This is a genomic window from Streptomyces sp. NBC_01012 (assembly GCF_045162755.1).
GTDB lineage: Bacteria > Actinomycetota > Actinomycetes > Streptomycetales > Streptomycetaceae > Streptomyces.
Genome location: NZ_CP108688.1, coordinates 2,726,461 through 2,744,288, shown reverse-complemented (window position 1 = coordinate 2,744,288; position 17,828 = coordinate 2,726,461). Strand labels below are relative to the sequence as shown.

The following is a 17,828-nucleotide window of genomic DNA, read 5'->3' as shown; positions in this document are numbered from 1 at the left end:
CCCGCGCGAGCAGGGGCACCAGTGTCGGAGGGTAGGAGCGCGATGATGTCGAGGTCCGGAGGCGGTATCGCCGCCGGTACGGCAGCGCTCTGCGCCCTGCTGCTGCCCCTGCCTCTGCTCCTGTTCTCCCTGTCGGGCACCGCGACGGCGTCCCCGCGCCTGGACGACGCCCCGGCGGACGCAGCCTCGTACAAGCCGGCCGACGGAGCGGAACCCGTCACCGGCACGGAGTCGAGCGCGGACGGACCCGAGCTGGAGCGGGCGAAGATCTACTCGGACACCATCGGGCCCGGTCAGAAGAAGTACTACCGGGTCCGGCTGGACGACACCTCCAACGCGTTCATCTCCACCGTGGTCGCCCCACCCCCCGGCACCAAGAGCGGCATCCTCGACGGCATCCAGGTCTCCCTGACCTCGGCCAAGGGCACGCCGTGCAGTTCCAACCCGTCCGTCTACTTCGGGGGCGACACCACCCGCCCGCTCGCGGGCTACGCGTCACGGCGCATCGGCGGCGACAGCAGCCAGTGCCAGGACGCCGGTGACTATCTCTACACCGTCTCCTGGGCGGGCTCGCAGACAGCCGGCGCGGCCAAGTGGCCGATCGAGCTGACCTACATGGCAGAGCCCGGACTCAAGCCCGGCGCCGACGAACCCGAAGCGCCGACCGGCTGGAGCTCGAAGGCGCCGACCCCGAGCAGCGGCACCCCGCAGAAGGTGAGCGGCGGCACGGGGTTCAATGACGCCGCAGCCATCGGTGACGGCACCTGGAGGGACGACCTCGAACCGGGCGACAGCCGGTTCTACCGTGTGCCGGTCGCCTGGGGGCAGCAGCTGTTCCTCCGGGCCCAGCTGGCCAACACCACCTCGGACAGCTCGGTCTTCGCCGTCAACGGGCTGCGGCTCGCCCTGTACAACACGGCTCGCGGCCTCGTCGCCGACAAGAGCACGGGCTACCGGGGCGCCCCCGCCGGCACCGATCTCGGCACGGCCCCTGCCGCCTACGCGAACCGGTTCGCGAGCGGCGCGGAGGCGGAATCAGCGATGCGGTTCCAGGGCTGGTACTACGTCCAGGTGACCCTCGACCCCAAGGTCTCCGGCAGCGTCCCCATGACCCTGAACGTCAGCCTCCAGGGCGAGGCGCAACCGGGCCCGCCGTACGACGGCGATGCCGCAGCCGCAGGCTTCGGCCTCGACGGCGCGGGCCCCGGGGGCGGCGGAGCGGACCCCACGATGCGGACGATCGGCTTCGCCGGGATCGGCGCCGGCACGGTGCTGGTCCTCGGCCTGGGCGCCTGGCAGCTCGCGAGCCGTCGCAGGCGCCCGGCGGACGGCGGGGACGCGGGTACGGATGCGGCCTACAGCAGGTGATCGGCCTTGCCGGCCTTGATGTCGCGGATCATCTGCTGAAGGGACTCGCGGCTGTCGGTGAGGTAACGATCCTCCTGGCCGAGGACGGCGATGAACGCGTTGCCTTCGCTGTCCGTCCCGAGCCGGAAACAATTGTTTCCCTCGCCGCAGTAGGGATCTTCCCAGTTGATCTCGACCATGGTGAGGCTCCTCAGAGTTGACGTGCGACGGTGCGGATGAAGTCCCGTGACTCGGCGGTGCCCAGTGCCGCTCCCTCCATCCAGTCCAGGTGGGCTCGGTACTTGGTCAACTGCGCTTCAGCGTGCATGAATTCCGGACCGTGCGCGGAGTCCAACTGGGCCGTGTCCAGTTGCGGCACGACGCCGTGTGCGAAAAGAAGCGCGTGCCCCGCCCCCGGGAAGGCGCCTCCCTCCACCGGGATGACCCGCAGGTCGATGTTGTCGCGCTCCGACACCTCGCACAGATACCCGAGCTGGTCCCGAGTGACCTCCCGGCCGCCGAACTGCATCCGGAGCGCGGCCTCATGGATGAAGCCCACGTAGTCGACCGGGTCCGCGCGGGTGAGCACTTGCTGCCTGTCCAGGCGGTGGACCACGCGCAACTCAACCTCCAGCCGCGAGAGCGCGGGCAGTACAGCGCTGAACACCGCGCGTGCGTACGCATCGGTGTGCAGCAGGCCCGGAAGGTGGACGGTTTGGGCCGTCCGAATGCGCACGGCATTCCATTCGAGTTCGGCGATGTCGAGCAGGCCCGATGGCAGAGTGCCTCGGTACTGCTCCCACCAGCCCGGCTCGCGGCGCTCGGCCATGGCCACCAGTGCATCGACGTAACGGGCATCGGAGCATGCGTAGTTGCAGGCGAGCGTGCGGACGCGCTCAGGCGCCACCGGTCGGACACCGGCCTCCATGTTGGAGATCTTCGTCCTGTCGACGCCCAACAGGCCCGCCGCGTAGGCGGTTGTGGCCGCTGCGGCGGTGCGCATCTTTCGCAGCTCGGCGCCGAGGCGCCGTTGCCGCTCGGTGGGTGTGGAACTGCTCGGCATGGCCCTCTTCCTCCGCCAACGGTAGGCACAGTCTGCCGCTGAGGCGGAGACCGAGTCCACCCGTTCGGAGGCAATTGCCTCTGAAGCAGAGACACGTGTGCCGAGGCGTGGTTACTTTGAGCACGCACCGCACACACATCACGCTGCGCCGCCAGGCTGAAGCGCATCGCGCGGTCCTGTCCGTACCTCCTGCCCTGGGAGGGACAGGCCCGCGCCAGGGAGACAGGCCACAGCTCGGCCGCAGCAGCGGTGACCGCCAACCGGCCACGCGCTCAAGGGAGTCAGTCACCCATGCACCCACACCCGCACGCCCACCCTCAGCCCCACTTGGACTCGCCTCCAGTGCGGCAACCGGCACCGGCCGCCCTCTGCCCCGCGAGGTCACAACGCCCACCCTTGAGCCCCTTCAGCCCTCTGGGCTCCCTGAGCCCCCACCCGCACCGGGGGCTCATCCTCAGCCTCACACTGCCCGGCGACCCCCGCAGCGCGGCGGTCGGGCGGCACGCGGCCACCGCCGCGCTGCCCGCGTACGGGCTCCGCTCCCACGCCTGGCCGGTCACGCATGCCGTCACCGAACTCATCGCCGTCAACGCGGCGCTGACCCCAGGGCGCGAGCTCTACTTCTCGCTCCGCCACCGCGACAACGCCCTCCGCATCGTCGTCTGGGACCAGCACCCCCGCCACGCCGACCCGGACACCCGCGCCCTCTGCGAGGCCCGGCGCCGTACCGCCCTGTGGCTGCTGGCCGCCGTCGTCGACGACTGGGGCGGCGAGTGGGGCGTCAGCGAGGCCCGGCCACCCCAGCAGGGGGTGAAGTCCTGGGTCCTCCTCCCGCAGTGAGGCCAACAGGCTTCCCGCGCAGGAAGGCTCGGCTGACGTGCGCGCGGCGGCCCCATCCGTGCGGACGCGCAACCCCTCAAGCGCCCCGGGTGCCACCGAGACCGACGCCGCGCCGGGCGTGCAACGCGAGGCGGTAGGGGGTTAGGGACGCACAGACGTCTCGTATGTCCGTTATCGCCGTCCGTAAACCCCCGCCCGATCGGGCCAGATCCGGGCTACTTCTCGGGCTGGTGAGGGTCTTGCTGGTCGCGCCGTGCTGCCAGCTGCCCCAGCTGTCTCCGAGGACGCGGAGCCAGGCGTAGCCCGCGCACGACCCGTTGTTGCCCTTCGCGGTGATCGCCTTGGTCTTGCTGACCGTGCCGGAGTACGACGTGTTGCAGGTCCTCTGCCAGAGGATGAAATTGCCGTCATCGGTGATGACCGTGTCCGCTGATGCCGTGGTCGTGGTGAGCATCAAAGCCGCTGCGGCGGCGCCGAGCACTGTCGCGATGCGCTTGCGCATGATTTCTCCCGTTGGTGTGCCGTGCGTTGCTGGTTGCCGTCCCTCTCCCGGGAGTCCCGCAGCGGGACTCCCGGGCCGGGTCTCAGGCAGACGTTGGAAAGCACCGTGGACGGCCGGCAACGTACACGGTGCGCAGCCGCGGGGTGGCAACTGTTCACGGTGCACGGTCGACGATGTGCAACGCGTGGACCAGCTCGTGGGTGCCGGGGCTCGGTGGCAGGAGACTGCGTTTCAGGAGCTGTTCGGCGGTGCGCAGGTGAGCGCGAACGGTAGTGCGACTGATGTCGAGGTTCCGGGCTGTTCGCTGGGCATCGGTGCCGGCCTCGATCCAGGCGCGCAGGGTCTGGTGCACGGTGCGGTCCGCGCTGAGCAGCAGGGGCTGGAGGAAGGCGCGAGCCCAGGTGATGGCCGCCTCGGTGGACAGCAGGTTGTCCACCGAAGGCGTCGCTGCCGGCGCCGGCGTGGGCTTGCGCTTGGCCACGGCGTTGCCGGCCTTGCTGTCGGACAGCGGGAGGTCGGTGATTGCCAGGGCCAGAGCGAGCTCGGCGCGGCAGTGGGGGTCCCGCAGGTCGAGGTCGAGGGCGTCCTGGACACGTCTCAGATGCGCGGTGACGGTATTGCGACTGACGCCGAGCAGCTGCGCCACTCCGGAGCGGGGGAAGTGCAGGAAGAGGCTCGTGATGTCGAGGGTGAGTCGGGGAGCCGACCTGATCGGCTCCAGGAAGGCACGAGCCCAGGCGGCGGCCTGTTGATCAGGAAGCAGCACGGCCAGCGGTGGCTGGCCATGGTATTCGGCAACCCGCCCGGGCGTGTGGCGGGCGGCGGCCAGGGCATGGCGTGCTTGATCGTAGGCCCGCGCAGTGTTTTGCAAGGGTACGGGGGCGCTGATGCCCAAGGCGTAGTGCTGGTTGTCACGTACCAGCGCCCGTAGGGGGCCGGCCAGGCCGCCGTTCGCGCTGCCGCCGTCGTGCTCCCTGGGCAGCAGGCAGATGAGGTGGTCGTCGTAGACGGGGCAACGCACCATCAAGCCGCGACCGTGATACCCGGACGCATCCTGGTAGGCGTCGATGAGCCTCCCCCGGTCCGAGGGAGGGCAGCGCAGCAGGTGGATGCGCAGACGTTCGGCGTCCAGCAACGGTGGAACGGCACCGGCTGTCATGCGGCGGGCCAGCGTCAGCTCTCCGGTCATGAGGGCCATGAAGACCGCCAGGCGCAGACGCGCTGCCGCCTGCTGGTAACGGAGCGCGAGGCTGTCGGCCTGCCGGGCTCGTCGTGACACCTCGACCAGGGCTCCGACATGGGAGGCGAGTGCCAGCGACTCCCGCGTCAGCGGTAACGGGCTGCTCACCACCACCAGCACCGGACGCGGCGCGTGCCGACCCAGCGCTTCGCAACGCACATGAAGCGTGCCGACCTGCGTTGCTGCAGCGGCCAGTTGCCCGCTTGAAAGCTGTGTCAGTACCGATTGGATGTCGGCAAGGACGCCCGGCGAGAGCCGGGAGGTGGACGCCTCCACCTTGCTTGCGCGGTCGACCAGTGCGATCTCCGCGCTGAGCTGACGCCCCAACCAGTCGACCAGCCTCTGCACATCAGAATCGGCGTTCTGGCTGCTACGAAGCTTCAGCTGACGCAGTAACTCATCGAGTAGGTGAGGTGTTGGCACAGTCCGCCTCCGCCTTGTTCTCGGCGCCGCGACCGCGACCGCGACCGTGTCTGGCGTCGGGGAGGTTAGGCACACGGTCATTATCGTGCCGGACGGGCTCGTGGAGGTGAGAGCCAATACGGCCAGTCTCCGATGCGCCACCGGGCTCCGAGGCAAGCTCGACGCCATTGACGGTGACCATGATGCGCGGCGGACGGGCTGCCGACGGGGGTCAGTTGCTGCGGGGGACGTACATGATCACGGCCATGCCGGCGAGGCAGATCAACGCACCGATGATGTCGAAGCGGTCGGGCCGGTAGCCGTCGGCGACCATGCCCCAGGCGATCGACCCGGCGACGAAGATGCCGCCGTACGCGGCCAGGATGCGTCCGAAGTTGTCGTCACTCTGGAAGGTGGCGACGACGCCGTAGAGGCCCAGGGCGATCACGCCGGCGCCGACCCAGACCCACCCCTTGTGCTCGCGGAGGCCCTGCCAGACCAGCCAGGCCCCTCCGATCTCGAACAGGGCGGCGACGACGAACAGGGCGAAGGAACGGGCGACGAGCACAGCAGCAGTCTTTCCGGCAGGGGGCGTTGTGGCGTGGGGGAGTCAGGCGGCTGTGCCGAACAGGTCGGCGAGCAGTTCCGCGCTTTCGGCGGGCGCCCGGACCTCAAGGAGGAGGCGGGGGCCCACGAGGTGGAGGCGGAAGTCGAAGAAGGGGCAGCACTGTTGCTCGGAGGCCGCGAGCTCCGCGACCTCGCCGGCCCGGTCGGCGGGCAAGGTCAGGCGTATGCCGTCGGCGATGGCGGTTCGGTCGCCTCCGTCGAGGGCTCGGTGCCACTGCTCGGCCCGCTCGTCGACGGCGTCGGTGCCGGCCGCCCTCGTCGTCTGCTCGCCGCCCAGCGAGCAGACGACAGGGGCGGCGGCCCGCCAGAGCTCCTCCTCCTGCTCCTCCGCTGCTGCCTTGCGGCTGGTGCTGAGCCGCACATCGACAGGGGCGGCCACCGCCGCCGGTTGCGCCGTGAGGAAGCCGCACTCCGGGTCGCAACGGCCTGCGCGGGCGGGCAGTGCGTCGAGGTGTTCCAATGCGGCGTGCAGGGAGGCGGCGAACGCGGTCAGTTCCTCGACGCGCTGTTCGGCCTCGTCCAGGCGCGCCGCGACGCGGGGGCGCAGCTCGGCCCTCACCTCGTGGCAAGCGCCGCTCTCCCAGACGGTGAGCAGCTCGGCGATCTCGTCCAGCGGCAGGCCGAGGTGCTTGGCAGCGCCGATGAAGGCCAGCCGGTCCACGGCACCTTCGTCGTAGGACCGGTAGCCGGCCGGGGTCCGGTCGGCCGTCAGCAGGCCTGCGCCTTCGTAGAAGCGCAGGGTGGTGGCCGGAACACCGGTGCGTTCTGCCAGCTGGGAGATCCGCATGGTCGTCCTCATGCCTTCAACGTTAAACCTTCTACCCGACTCGAAGGTCAAGCCGCCCGGCGGAGATGGACCTGCACGGTTCTCCCGCGCTGCCCGGCATTCGTCACTGTCGTCGTTGCCGCTGGTGCGCGGCAGCCTTTGCCCTGCCAGGCGTCGCGGCCTTCCTTGATGGCCATGCCCGCGATGACCGGAGCTGCATTCAGGGGATCGTGAACAGTATGTCGGTGGTGTACGGGTCGGGAGCGAGGGGTGCAGTGGGGCGTTGAAGACGGGTGGGTGACCTGATTGTGGTGATTTGCGCGTCTCTAATCCCCCGTCGGGCGCGCCCTGGCACCCGTGCCGCGGTCGCCAGGGCGGCGCGGATCTCGGTGAGCATGCGGTCGGGGGTGCGGAACACCGTCGCGGCGGGGAAGCGGAGGATCAGCCGTACGCCGGGGCACGCGCTCAGCGCGTTGAACCGGTCCAGGTCGCGGCGGTGCGCCTCGCGGGTGCCGTGGTAGGCGAAGCCCTCGATCTCCACCGCCACGCCCTCCCGTACGAAGAGGAAGTCGGCCCGGATCCGGCGGCCGGCCGGTGTCAGCAGCTCTGCCTGGCTGACCGGGTGGAGGCCGGCGTCGTGCATCCGGAGGCGGGCCACTGTCTCTGCGGGCGAGGCGCTCTGCGGGTCGGCAAGTGCGAGCCACTTCTCGGCCCGTGGAGTGTGGCGGTGGCGGCCGTCGATACCGGCACCGACGTTCGCGCCCACACCGACACCGCCGCTGTCGCCGCCCGTCGCTGCTGCCGTAGCCGTAGCCGTCGCCCTCGCCGGCCCCGCTGCCCCGGGCCTGTGGGTGGGGTGTTGATGGGGGGTGGGGTGGTGTCGCCAGGCGTGTGGCCAGGCATGTGGCCAAGGTGTCGTGGGTGAGTAGGCGTGAGCGGCGGGTTCCGTTCACCGTGCGGGTGCTCAGCGCTGAGTCCACGGCGACCAGCGCTTCATTCCTCGGGCCGGAGAGGAGTAGGTCATGGAGGGTGCGTAGTGGGGTGGTGGTCCGGAATCCACGGCGGGTACAGGTGTCGGACGGGGTGAGGGGGAATCGGTGCACGATGAAGCCGTGGGGTCGGGTGGTGGGGGAGTCCTGGTCGGTGAACTCCACGGCCTCCCGGAGCAGTTCGATCTGGTGGAGTGAGGCTGCTCCACGGTGGCTGAGTACGAGCGTCGGATGCAGTATCTGTACGGCGCGGGCCTTCAGCCAAGGCGTCAGCTCCATGTCCGGTGCCGCCCAGGCCCCGCGCACGAGGTGCTGCCAGCCCTGTGCGTTGAGCGACCGGTGCAGGCGCCGTGGCGGCATGCCGGCCGCGATGGTTTCCCGGGTGAGCAGGATGCCTCGACGGGCGAAGTGCTGGAGTTCTTTCGTCATGGGGAGAGGATGCGCCGGGAGCTGGATTGCTGCACGGGCCTGTGGATAACTTCGGTTTTGCGGGAGTGCGGGCGGCGGATGTGGGGTGTGGGCTGCGCCACAACTGGTGTGCGGGGTGGGGGTCGTGTGGGCCGGGGGCTTACGGGTTACGCCTGCTCAGGCATGCTGCGAGGGGGTTGATGACCAGTGTGGATCTTGCGCTTGGTTGTCGAATGAGCACGTCCGGTAATTTTTTCTGACCGGGGATGAGTCCTATGGGCCCGGATTCGCTTGAGTGGGACCAAGAAGCCGACCAAGCCGCAGACGCCGGCAGTTGGTGCCCCCGCAACCAAGAGGAATCCCGTGAAGAGTGCTGTGCTGCCCACCAGAGCGCCGCGTGCCGGAGGTCCCCATGCGCGATGACCACCTTCGGGACCACCGGCGGGAGGGCCTTCGGGACCACCAACGGGGCGGCCTCCGGGACTACCAACGGGGCGGCCTCCGGGGCGAGATCCGTTACGAGGTCCGGGGCGGGGCTTACGCCGACGTCCGTGGGAGCGCACGTCCCTTGGGTGGCAGGAGGCGCGACGTGGACGAGCCCTTGGTGCTGCCGCTGGACTTCGAGGCGTTCGTCCTCAGTCATCAGCAGTTCTTCCATGCGTACGCGGAGCTCCACTGCGGCAGCAGGTCCGCCGCCGAGAGCGTCGTCCATGAGGTCTTCCTGGAGATCCACGCGGTATGGGACGGGTTGCTCCAGGAGGACGAGCTGGAGCGGCGGACCCTCGCGGTGCTGCACCGTCATGTCACACGGCGGCTGGCTCGGGAGGGCAGGGATCCGGCGTACATCATCAACGGGCCGATCGAACAGCATCTCCGGGCACTGCGAGGCGAGTTGGAACTCGCCGAAAGCCGTATCGGACTGTACGAGGCGATCTCCGAACTGCCCGTCCGGCAGTACACGGTGATCGTCCTTCGCTACCTCCTGGGCTATCCGACCAGCCGGATCGCCCGCTTCATGAGCCTGGACGACCGCACCGTGAACTACCACTGCCGCAGGGCGAAGGAACGCCTGAGCAGAAGAATGGGACTGCCCGTACGCACCACCCGGGTCAAGCAGGGAGATGAGGGAGGACAGTGACCGCAGCGACCAGCACCACGATCGACGACGCCCTGGAACGGGCACGCGTCACCGTCACGGACCCCACGGAATTCGACGTGGGTGCCGCACTGCGCCGGCTGGCATCCGACGCGGGCCGGTCCGCGCCGGCGACCGATACTGCCAGGGCCGCGCAGGCAGGGCACCGGCTGACCACGGTCTGCCGGTGGATGATCAACGCGCCGGGCGCGGCCGGGCACATCGACAGACTCGCCGTGCCGCTGCCGGAGACGACGTTCGACGTCGAGGGGGCCGCCGTCTTCGCGTGCCTGCTCCATCTGACGGGGCACCCTCACAGCGCCCAGTTCTGGTGGCAGCTCTCGGCCGGGGCGGGGCACCGGGTGTCCGCGTACTGCTTGCACCTTCATCACCTGTCCCTCGGGGAGAGCCGCGAGGCCGCGCACTGGCGGTACGAGGTCACCGACGCCCGCTCCGGCACCGAGAGCATCGATGACGTGCTGCTGGGGTGCCTGGAGACGGTCGCCACGTATGTACGGAAGAACGGCTCGGACGCCAGTACGCCGCCAACCGGGCTGCTGGAGATGGAGGTGGACCGGCTGGCGGGGGACGGCAGCAACCCCATACTGAGCCGCCCCGACCGCCGACTGGCCGATTGCCTACGCGACTTCACGAGCCGATGATGCGGGAGATCCGGGATGGGCGGCGTCCTCTTCGGCAGTGGGCTCACTCCCAGCGGCGGGCGGCGGCCGGCCACTTCGTGCGCGGGTTGTGCTACGGAGCGGGGCTGCTCACCACAAGCCTGGCCGGGCTCTGGATCCAGCAGTATCTGTGAAGTCGAAGTCCACTCAGGGCTCCGCTCCGGACTCCAGTCCGAGCTCCGCTATTTCACGGTGATCGAACTGACGAAGTCATCCAGGTCCGCCGAGCTCAGCGCGCCCTTCAGCGCGTTGATGCGGATCGCGAAGGGCACGTCCTCGGAGTCGACGCCGGCGACCACGACCCCCGTCATCCGGGTGCCCTTCGCCGGGGTCGAGTCCTCGCCCGTCGAGGTGAACTCGTAGTCGATCCTGCGTGCTTCACGGGCGCTCTCCTCGCCCGCGAGGCGAACGTCCCTGGTGTCCCCGCGGGTCGCTCCGAGGCCGATCCCCGCTCCCGCGGCGGCGGCCGCCTCACCGGCATCGCTGACACCCGTGGCGAAGTCCAGCTGCACCGAGACCATGCCGGTGCGCGTCCCCTTCTCCACCTTGAGCGCGACCGCGGCGTTGCCCTTGCCGCGCGCAGAGGCCGGCTGGGGGGCGTACCCCTCGTCCTTCGGGTAGCCGACGGACACGCTCCGCGTGTCGAGCGTGCCCCAGCCGTCCGGGACCGCCGCGGCGTCCGTATCGCCGCAGCCGCTGAGCAGCGTCAGGGTGAGGGCGGCGGTGACCGCGGCGGCGACCGCGCCTGACGCCCTGGACCTCGTCGACGTCATCGACCCTGTCGATCTCGTCGACTTCGCCGAGCCTGTCGACCTCGCCGATGTCATCGCCTGTTCCGCCCTTCCGTTGTTCCGGTCGTCCGTCACTGTGCGCAGTAGCTGTACGGGAGGTACACGCGCTTGCCGTCCTGCGGGGCCCCGAGGAACTGTGCGTCCGTCAGCGTCTGTTCCTTGTGTTCGCCGGAGATCGAGAAGCCGAGGCTCATGCCGAGCGAGACCTCGAAGCCGAACTCCTGGGCGTCCGAATCGCCGTGGTACCGCATCGTGCTGGACAGGCCGTCCTCGTACATCAGTTGCTCGAAGGGGTCGCTCCCGCTGGGCTTCTCCTCCGGAGAATGGTCGCCGAACATGTACTCGAAGGGGGCGGTGTTGTTGCCGGAGCCGTCGAGCCACTCCTCGGCGAGGGAGCGTTTCGCCTCGGTGGCCTCGTCGGTGTCCTCGCCGAAGACGACCGAGTTCGTCCGTACCTCGATGCCCGTCTCCCCTGAGGTGTCGGTGACGCTGCCCTTGCCGCCCCGCTTGTCCGAGCCCTTCTGGCCGTTGTCGGCGCCGATCTCGGCCTTGTCGGAGGTGGAGGTCTGCTCCACGGTCTGCGTCATGTCGATGCGGACGAGCTTGCCGGTCTTCTGGTCACGGGTGACGGTGACGGCCCCCGTACGGCTGTCCTTGGCGCCGGCCGTGCCGCCCAGCGGGCCCGCGTTGCCGCTCACCTTGCCCTCCAGGTCGAGCTTGGCGGTGTAGGTGTACGACTCGTTGCCGCTGATGTCGTCCTTGGTGATCGTCACCTCGGGCGAGAGTTTCGCCTTGCCGCCCAGCTTGGCTCCGAGTGCGTCTTCGTCGCCCGCCTTGATGGAGAGGCCGCCGTCCGCGTACGCGTTGATGCCCAGGGTCGAGTAGGAGATCTTCTTGTCGCCGATCTTCTTCTCGATGTCCTCTTTCTTCTCGGCCCACTTCATGCCGGAGTACCAGCCGCCGCCGTAGCCGCCGCTGTGCTTCATCGAGGTTTCCCACATCTTCATCTCCTCGATGTCGTCCCGCATCTTCTGGGCTTCCGCCTCGCTCTTGAACACCCAGGTGTCACCGTTGGTGATCTTGATGCCGCCGCCGATGTCGACGTCCGCCTTGCCCAGGCTGCCGAGCTTGACGCCCGGTGTGCTGGCGTTGACGCCTGCGGAGGCCGCGTCGGTGAACGTCATGTGGACGAGCTTGTCGTTCTCGTCGATCTTCCCGTCCTCGTTCACATCGGTGTCGGCCTGGGTGACCTTCTGCTGGAAGCCGTACTCCTCGCCCCATTCGAACCAGCCGATCTTGACCTTTCCGCCCGCCGTGTCGGAGACGCTGGAGAGCTGGCAGAGCTTGGGTTCGTAGTCGGCGTCGGTCTTCGGCTCCGCCGTGCCGTCCCCGCCCTTCGTGCAGCCGCCGCTCTCGCCGGTGAGCGAGGCGATGGCGCAGCGGATGCCGTTCCCGATCCGGCCGCCGAGCCCAGCCAGCGAGAGCGCGCCGATCAGTGCGGCCACCAGGACGATGACGCCCAGGTACTCGGTCGCCGTGGCCCCACCGTCGCGCCAGTCGTAGGACCGGTCGCGAGAACGGGAACGGGAGCGGTATTGAGAGTGGGACAGGGACTGCGACTGGGCGTACGTCGCGGGATACCCGGCGGCTGTGTCGTCGCCGTCCTCCGCCAGGCGGTCAAGGGCCAGCCCCACGGCGGCGCCCGTGACCACGGTGACCGCGGGCATCAGGACGCCCTCGCTGTCCACCACGTCCCGCGCCACGGCGTAGCCGTACGCCAGTCCGGCGACGGGGACGGCGAGTGAGCCGAGGAGATACAGGAAGCGGGAGGCGCGCTGGCGGGCGGGCAGGGTGCGGGCGGCCGCCAGGACCGTCAGGACGGTCACGGCGACGTTGGGCAGGTGCAGCAGCGCCAGCCGCCAGCCGAACGTTTCGAGCCGTTCGTCGGTGGCAAGGGTCTCGACGAGCGCACGGGCCATCAGGAGCGCGGTGAGGACGTAGACGAGGGCGCCGACCGCCCAGCTGCGGCTCAGTGGGAAGAACCAGCCGCCGCCCGGTCTCCCGCTGCCCGGTGGTGTACGGCTCGTGCCCCCGTCTTCCCATCCCCCGTCACCGTGCACGGTCTCACCCTCCTGCCGACATCTGCTGTGTTGGCTCCAGTGGGTGAATGTACGGGCGCGTCAGGCGTCCTGCCTGGGCCCTTGGTCCTAAAGGCGGGCCCAAAACGGGCGGCTGTCAGGCATGTGCGGGCATGCGGCGGGCTCCGTTCAGTACGGAGTCGTCTCCTCGCCTGTCACGGGGAGCCGTTGGAAGATTTCCAGCCTTGCCGCCCGCCGGTTCTGCTCGGTGGCCCGAACTCCTCGGCGCTGCCCCTCGGTGTCGCACTCGGTGCCGCGATCGGCCGAGGTCCGGCCTCCTCTGGCACCTGGGTACCCACAGGGCCTTTTTGGGTACGAAGAGCGAGGCTTTGGGCCTGCGGGCCCAAGACCGCGTCAACGCCCGGTAGTTAGCGTCGCCGGTATGACTGGTCGGGGGGTTGCGCGTCGGCGGGTGCGCCGCCGGCCGCGGTATGGGATGCCGCGGACCGGGGTGCGTCTGCTGGGGCTGCGACGCTCGCGTGGAGGACAGCGCGGTCAGGGCGCGATCGAGTACATCGGTCTGGTCATGGTCGTCGCGGCGATCGTCGGTGCGCTGGTCGCCACGGGGATCGGCGCGGAACTGTCCGAGAAGATCAGTGCGCAGGTCTGCCGGGTCACCGGCGGCGACGACTGCGGCGGCCGGAACCCCGGGGCACAGGGGGCCCCGGGGGACGGCCTGCCGCTGTCCGACGACGGGACCCCCAAGTCCGCGTCGCAGATCGACTACGACGCCGCGCTGAAGGAGCTTCAGGACGCGCAGAAGGCGGAGAAGACCAGCTCGGACAAGGCGCTGAAGGCGGCGAAGGAACTCGCCGAGATCCTGGCCGATGAGCTGGGGATCACCGACGCCCTGGACTGCATCACCGAGGGCGACATGGGCGCCTGCACGGAGACGCTGATCAATGTGCTGCTGAGCCTGATCGGGGGTGCGGTCGGGAAGCTCGCGGCGAAGTACGGGGCGCCGTGGAAGTGGAAGAAGGCCGTCAAGCTCATCAAGGCGCTCAAGAAGCACGGCGGTGACCTGTACGACGGGCTGAAGGGCCTGGTCAAGAACCGCAAGAAGGTCAAGGAAGCGGAGAAGGAGCTCGCCGGCGCGCGCAAGAAGCTCGACGCCGAGAAGAAGAAGCCGTCCAAGGAGGAGGGCAAGGGGGACGGGAAGGAGGACGGGAAGAGCGACGAACCCGAAGGCAAGCCCACCTCCTGCCCCGTCGGCCACAGCTTCCCGTCCGGAACGCCGGTGCTGGTCGCCGATGGGGAGCGGCGTCCCATCGAGTCCCTACGGGCCGGGGACGAAGTGCTCGCGACCGATCCGGTGCGTGGTGTCACCGAGGTGCGGCGCGTGACCGAGACCTTCACGACGTACGACGACAAGCAGTTCACCCAGCTGATCACCTCGGCGGGCCGGATCACCGCCACCGACACCCACCCCTTCTGGCTCACGGGAGGCGAAAGGGGCGGGCAATCCGCGCCGGGCTGGGTGGACGCCGGCGACATCGTGACCGGGGAACGGCTGCGGCTGCCCGGCGGCAGCTCGCTCCTGGTGACGGGGGTGTCCCGCCACACGGAGCGGCGGACCACGCACGACCTGACCGTCGAGGGCATCCACAGCTACTACGTGGGCGTGGGTGCGGCCGGCGCGCTGGTGCACAACAACGACTGCGAGTTCGAGACCGATCCGAGCGTCAGCGGCCCCGCCGCGGGCAAGAAGCTCAAGCCCCCGCATCCGCGGCACACCGTCACCGGCGCGAAGAACGGCATGGTGAAGGAGAAGAACACCGTCATCCTCAAGGGCAACGAGGCCGACATCCAGAGCGACATCAAGGGCATCGCGGAAGGCAAGGCGAAGCTCGTCGACAACGGCAGCGCCTATGAGATCAACGGGCGCAAGTACGGGGTCGAGGCGAACGGCCGAACCTTCCCGATCTCGGGCAAGGGCCTCGTGGAACTCGACAGGAACGAGTACGCGGCGCTCAAGGAGATCGCCAAGGCGGGCGGCAAGACCGATTCGCCCGCTTTGACAAGGAACCCCCGCTTTGCCGACCATCCAGAGGTGGTCGAGAAGGCCAAGAAGGTTTACGACGGGACATATTCGTGACGGCGTTCTACGACTTTCTGACCGTGCGCCGACCCGCGCCGCCCGCCATGGCCGCGGCTCTGGCCAGCCTGCTGGGGGTGGAGAACCGGTACGTGGACGTCGCCGACGAGGACACCGGGCAGACGGACGAGCGCGACTGGGATGCTCCGGTGCTCTGCACGCACCGTGCCGTGGCCGGAGACCTGGCCGCCTCCTGGGACATCTCCGTGTCGGACGCGGTACGCACGCCGCCGACCGAGGCCGATGCGGCGCTGAAGCTCGCGGTGCGGCTCGGTACGACGGTCCTGTACTCCGCGCGGGAACAGCCGCCCTCGGCGTACTGGGCGGCGGGCCCCGACGGCACGGTCGCACGGGCGAGGGTGCTGGAAGGCAGCGCGGACGGGGCAGTGGACGGCGCCCCTCCAGAGGACGTCTCAGGGGACGCCCCCGGGGACGCCCCAGGAGCCGCGTACGGGGACCCGTACGCGGCAGCGGACGACGACGGCCCTCCGGTCCTCGTGGTGGACCAGGTCGAGGCACCCATGAAGCAGCTCCCCGCGGCCCGGGTCGGGGTGATCGCCGAGATCCTCGATCAGGAGCGGGTGGAAACCCCGGTGGCCGACGCCTTCGCCGCCGCGACCGATCCGCACGGCGACGCCCCGCCCGCGGGCACGGTGAACCGCGCCCGCGAGGCGCTGTTGCTCTGGGAGCGGCTGGTGCGCCGGATCGACACCGGGTGGCCGCCGGACGGACGCTATCCCTTCGGGCTGTACATCGAGGATCTGCGCACCCGGGAACGCCTGAGCGCGCTGGCCGAGATCGCCGGAGCCGAACGCGAGCTGCTCGTCAGGGCCGTGGCGGAGCTCGACGAGCTGTTCCGGCGCGGCACCGAGGAGGACGCGGGTGCGCTGCTCGGGAGCCTCACCCGGTCGGGTTCGGCGGTCGCCGGACGGGGCTGGTGGTGGCACCGCCGCCCGGTGAAGCAGCCCTGGGACAGCTGACCGGTCTGATGTGAACGAAAGGCCCTGGTTGGGTCCCTGGGCCCAAGACGGGCTGCCGCCGTACCTCTAGCGTCTGCGCTGAAAGTGATCGACGCCCGTCCCGGCGCACCCCCACGGCGCCGGGCCGGGCCGCAAACGGAGGGTGACGGCGCGTGCCGACGGCTGAACAACTGGGGCTGACCGATGAGGAGTCCCGGCTCCTCCAGCAAGGGCTGATGGAGTGGTGCGGTCCGGCCCGCTGTACGGAGGAGTTCGCCGTGGCCATGGGATTCGACGGCGCCCAGGACCTGAGCCGCCGTTCCATGACGATCTGCGGCGACCTGGCCCAGCACGGGGAGCTGGCGGCCATGGACTGGGCGCGCGCCCTGATGGCGACCGAGCTGGCCTTCGTCAGCGAAGTGGTCGGCTCGGGGTACCAGTGGTCCACCACGACCGGCTGGCCCGACGACCACACCCTGCGTGTCCTGCGCTCGGCCCAGCTCAAGCTCATCCGCACCGTCGCCCCGCTGGTCGGCCGGGGGCTCGGCACCCGGGAACTCCCGCGCGTGGAGGTACTACGGGCCGGCGGAGCGCCGCCGCCCAGCCCGGCTTGGTGACCTGCGGGGCCACGGGCTCATAATCGGCCCCATGCCCGATCAGCAGACGCGTCCCCACCCGGCGACGCCCGACACCCCCACCACCCCCAGCACCACCCCCCGCATCAGGGCCCTGCTCACCGCCGCCGTGCCCGCCCTGGGTGCCTACGCGGCGGTCAGGGCCGTCGGGCTCCTCGTCTTCTGGGTGTCGGCGTCGGTCGCGGGGAAGGACGCCCCGCATCTGCTGGGCGGGCGCTGGGACTCCGTCTGGTACCAGCGGATCGCCGAGAACGGCTACGGGTGGAGCGTCACGCTCCCGGACGGCGGTGTCCACTCCGACCTGGCCTTCTTCCCGCTCCTGCCCGCCCTGGAGCGGGGCCTGGCCACGGTCACCCCGTTCACCGTGCAGGGCGCCGGGATCGCCGTCGCCTGGCTGGCGGGGCTCCTCGCGGCCTGGGGGATCTTCGCCGTCGGAGCGCGGCTGTACGGGCCACGGGCCGGGGTGTTGCTGGCCGCGCTGTGGGGGGCGTACCCGACGGCGTTCGTGCAGTCGATGGCGTACACCGAGACGCTGTTCACCGCGCTCGCAGCCTGGTCGCTGTACGCCGTGCTCAAGGACCGCTGGATCGCCGCCGGCGCGCTGTGCGTGCTCGCCGGGCTGACCAGGCCGTCGGCCGCCGCGCTCATCGCCGCGCTCGCGCTCACGGCCGCCGTCCTCCTCGTACGCCAGTGGCGGGCGGGCGACCGGCGTGGCCTGCTGCGCCGGAACGCGCGCATGCTGCTCGGGGTCTGCCTGGCACCGCTGGGATGGCTGGCCTACGTGGTGTTCGTCGCCGTACGGCAGGGCAGCCCCCTCGCCTACTTCGACGTCCAGGCGCAGTGGGGCAACAGCATCGACGGCGGCAGGGCGCTGGCCGTGTTCATCGCCGGTCTTCCGCTGCCCGCCGCGCTCGGGCTCTGCGCCGCTCTGGGGCTGCTGGGATGGCTGGTGTTCCTGTGTGTACGGCAGAGGCAGCCGCTGCCCGTGCTGGTCTACGGCGTCGCGGTCGTCGTCGTCTCGCTCGTCGGCTCCGGCTACTTCGGCTCCCGGCCGCGCCTGATGATGCCCGCCTTCCCCCTGCTGCTGCCCCCGGCCGTCGCGCTGGCCGGGCTGCGTACGACGGTGCGCACGGGCACGGTCGTCGCCGCGCTGGCCGTCGGCTCCGCCGCCTACGGTGCGTGGACGCTGCTGGGGCCGGGGCCGCCCTGAG

Annotated in this window: 17 protein-coding genes; 8 read left to right on the top strand and 9 right to left on the bottom strand. The window is 70.1% G+C overall.

From position 1 onward, the window contains the following. Positions 1-45: 45 nt before the first annotated feature. The gene (locus OG623_RS12025; RefSeq protein WP_406146254.1) at positions 46-1,368 is read left to right on the top strand and encodes a hypothetical protein; all 1,323 of its coding nucleotides are present in this window, start codon (positions 46-48) and stop codon (positions 1,366-1,368) included. Here OG623_RS12025 and OG623_RS12020 read toward each other — a convergent pair. Then, positions 1,356-1,547, bottom strand: coding sequence for a hypothetical protein (locus OG623_RS12020; protein WP_406146253.1), 192 nt, complete (start codon positions 1,545-1,547; stop codon positions 1,356-1,358). The two genes, OG623_RS12025 and OG623_RS12020, sit on opposite strands and share 13 nt — an antisense overlap. An 11-nt stretch (positions 1,548-1,558) precedes the next feature. Beyond that, on the bottom strand, positions 1,559-2,410 hold the full coding sequence (locus tag OG623_RS12015) for a DUF5753 domain-containing protein (RefSeq protein ID WP_406146252.1): 852 nt from the start codon (positions 2,408-2,410) through the stop codon (positions 1,559-1,561). A 396-nt stretch (positions 2,411-2,806) separates the two neighbouring features. On the opposite strand from OG623_RS12015, the gene OG623_RS12010 reads away from it, so the two are divergent. Then, positions 2,807-3,250, top strand: coding sequence for an ATP-binding protein (locus OG623_RS12010; RefSeq protein ID WP_406146251.1), 444 nt, complete (start codon positions 2,807-2,809; stop codon positions 3,248-3,250). A gap of 76 nt (positions 3,251-3,326) precedes the next feature. On the opposite strand, the gene OG623_RS12005 is transcribed toward OG623_RS12010, so the two are convergent. The 5 genes from OG623_RS12005 to OG623_RS11985 all read right to left on the bottom strand — a co-directional run bounded on the left by OG623_RS12005 (position 3,327) and on the right by OG623_RS11985 (position 7,553). Continuing rightward, positions 3,327-3,752 (bottom strand): hypothetical protein, encoded by a 426-nt coding sequence (locus OG623_RS12005; protein ID WP_406146250.1) that lies wholly within the window; start codon positions 3,750-3,752, stop codon positions 3,327-3,329. Between the two features lie 154 nt (positions 3,753-3,906). Further along, a complete protein-coding gene (locus OG623_RS12000; protein ID WP_406146249.1) occupies positions 3,907-5,340 on the bottom strand; it encodes a helix-turn-helix domain-containing protein in 1,434 nt (477 codons plus the stop codon). A gap of 286 nt (positions 5,341-5,626) precedes the next feature. Further along, positions 5,627-5,962, bottom strand: a complete 336-nt coding sequence (locus tag OG623_RS11995; RefSeq protein WP_406146248.1) for a YnfA family protein — start codon at positions 5,960-5,962, stop codon at positions 5,627-5,629. 42 nt (positions 5,963-6,004) lie between these two features. Next, positions 6,005-6,820, bottom strand: a complete 816-nt coding sequence (locus OG623_RS11990; protein ID WP_406146247.1) for a MerR family transcriptional regulator — start codon at positions 6,818-6,820, stop codon at positions 6,005-6,007. Positions 6,821-7,007: 187 nt separating this feature from the next. Further along, positions 7,008-7,553 (bottom strand): endonuclease domain-containing protein, encoded by a 546-nt coding sequence (locus OG623_RS11985; protein ID WP_406146246.1) that lies wholly within the window; start codon positions 7,551-7,553, stop codon positions 7,008-7,010. A 1,220-nt stretch (positions 7,554-8,773) separates the two neighbouring features. On the opposite strand from OG623_RS11985, the gene OG623_RS11980 reads away from it, so the two are divergent. Further along, positions 8,774-9,322 carry a sigma-70 family RNA polymerase sigma factor gene (locus tag OG623_RS11980; RefSeq protein ID WP_406146245.1) on the top strand — a complete coding sequence of 183 codons (549 nt, stop codon included), beginning with the start codon at positions 8,774-8,776 and terminating at the stop codon, positions 9,320-9,322. Then, positions 9,319-9,981, top strand: a complete 663-nt coding sequence (locus OG623_RS11975) for a hypothetical protein (RefSeq protein ID WP_406146244.1) — start codon at positions 9,319-9,321, stop codon at positions 9,979-9,981. Before OG623_RS11980 ends, OG623_RS11975 begins: the two co-directional genes overlap by 4 nt. A gap of 200 nt (positions 9,982-10,181) precedes the next feature. Here OG623_RS11975 and OG623_RS11970 read toward each other — a convergent pair whose 3' ends face one another. Both OG623_RS11970 and OG623_RS11965 read right to left on the bottom strand, forming a co-directional pair. After that, on the bottom strand, positions 10,182-10,772 hold the full coding sequence (locus OG623_RS11970; protein WP_406146243.1) for a hypothetical protein: 591 nt from the start codon (positions 10,770-10,772) through the stop codon (positions 10,182-10,184). An 89-nt stretch (positions 10,773-10,861) separates the two neighbouring features. Further along, positions 10,862-12,910: a hypothetical protein gene (locus OG623_RS11965; RefSeq protein WP_406146242.1), complete on the bottom strand. Its 2,049-nt coding sequence runs from the start codon at positions 12,908-12,910 to the stop codon at positions 10,862-10,864. Between the two features lie 454 nt (positions 12,911-13,364). Between OG623_RS11965 and OG623_RS11960 the strand changes: the two genes are divergently transcribed. The 4 genes from OG623_RS11960 (at position 13,365) to OG623_RS11945 (ending at position 17,827) form a co-directional block, all read left to right on the top strand. Next, positions 13,365-15,023 carry a Hint domain-containing protein gene (locus OG623_RS11960; protein ID WP_406146241.1) on the top strand — a complete coding sequence of 553 codons (1,659 nt, stop codon included), beginning with the start codon at positions 13,365-13,367 and terminating at the stop codon, positions 15,021-15,023. Then, the gene (locus OG623_RS11955; protein ID WP_406146240.1) at positions 15,020-16,003 is read left to right on the top strand and encodes a hypothetical protein; all 984 of its coding nucleotides are present in this window, start codon (positions 15,020-15,022) and stop codon (positions 16,001-16,003) included. Before OG623_RS11960 ends, OG623_RS11955 begins: the two co-directional genes overlap by 4 nt. Before the next feature lie 152 nt (positions 16,004-16,155). Continuing rightward, complete coding sequence (locus OG623_RS11950; protein WP_406146239.1) at positions 16,156-16,599, top strand: hypothetical protein; 444 nt, start codon at positions 16,156-16,158, stop codon at positions 16,597-16,599. Positions 16,600-16,630: 31 nt separating this feature from the next. Next, positions 16,631-17,827 (top strand): hypothetical protein, encoded by a 1,197-nt coding sequence (locus OG623_RS11945; protein WP_406146238.1) that lies wholly within the window; start codon positions 16,631-16,633, stop codon positions 17,825-17,827. The last annotated feature ends 1 nt before the right edge of the window (position 17,828 follow it).

What these genes read in the sequence shown, in the direction of transcription:
- OG623_RS12025 (WP_406146254.1), top strand. Translation starts at nt 46, where the DNA reads ATGTCGAGGTCCGGAGGCGGTATCGCCGCCGGTACGGCAGCGCTCTGC.
- OG623_RS12020 (WP_406146253.1), bottom strand. Translation starts at nt 1,547, where the DNA reads ATGGTCGAGATCAACTGGGAAGATCCCTACTGCGGCGAGGGAAACAAT.
- OG623_RS12015 (WP_406146252.1), bottom strand. Translation starts at nt 2,410, where the DNA reads ATGCCGAGCAGTTCCACACCCACCGAGCGGCAACGGCGCCTCGGCGCC.
- OG623_RS12005 (WP_406146250.1), bottom strand. Translation starts at nt 3,752, where the DNA reads ATGCGCAAGCGCATCGCGACAGTGCTCGGCGCCGCCGCAGCGGCTTTG.
- OG623_RS11990 (WP_406146247.1), bottom strand. Translation starts at nt 6,820, where the DNA reads ATGAGGACGACCATGCGGATCTCCCAGCTGGCAGAACGCACCGGTGTT.
- OG623_RS11970 (WP_406146243.1), bottom strand. Translation starts at nt 10,772, where the DNA reads ATGACGTCGACGAGGTCCAGGGCGTCAGGCGCGGTCGCCGCCGCGGTC.
- OG623_RS11960 (WP_406146241.1), top strand. Translation starts at nt 13,365, where the DNA reads ATGCCGCGGACCGGGGTGCGTCTGCTGGGGCTGCGACGCTCGCGTGGA.
- OG623_RS11945 (WP_406146238.1), top strand. Translation starts at nt 16,631, where the DNA reads ATGCCCGATCAGCAGACGCGTCCCCACCCGGCGACGCCCGACACCCCC.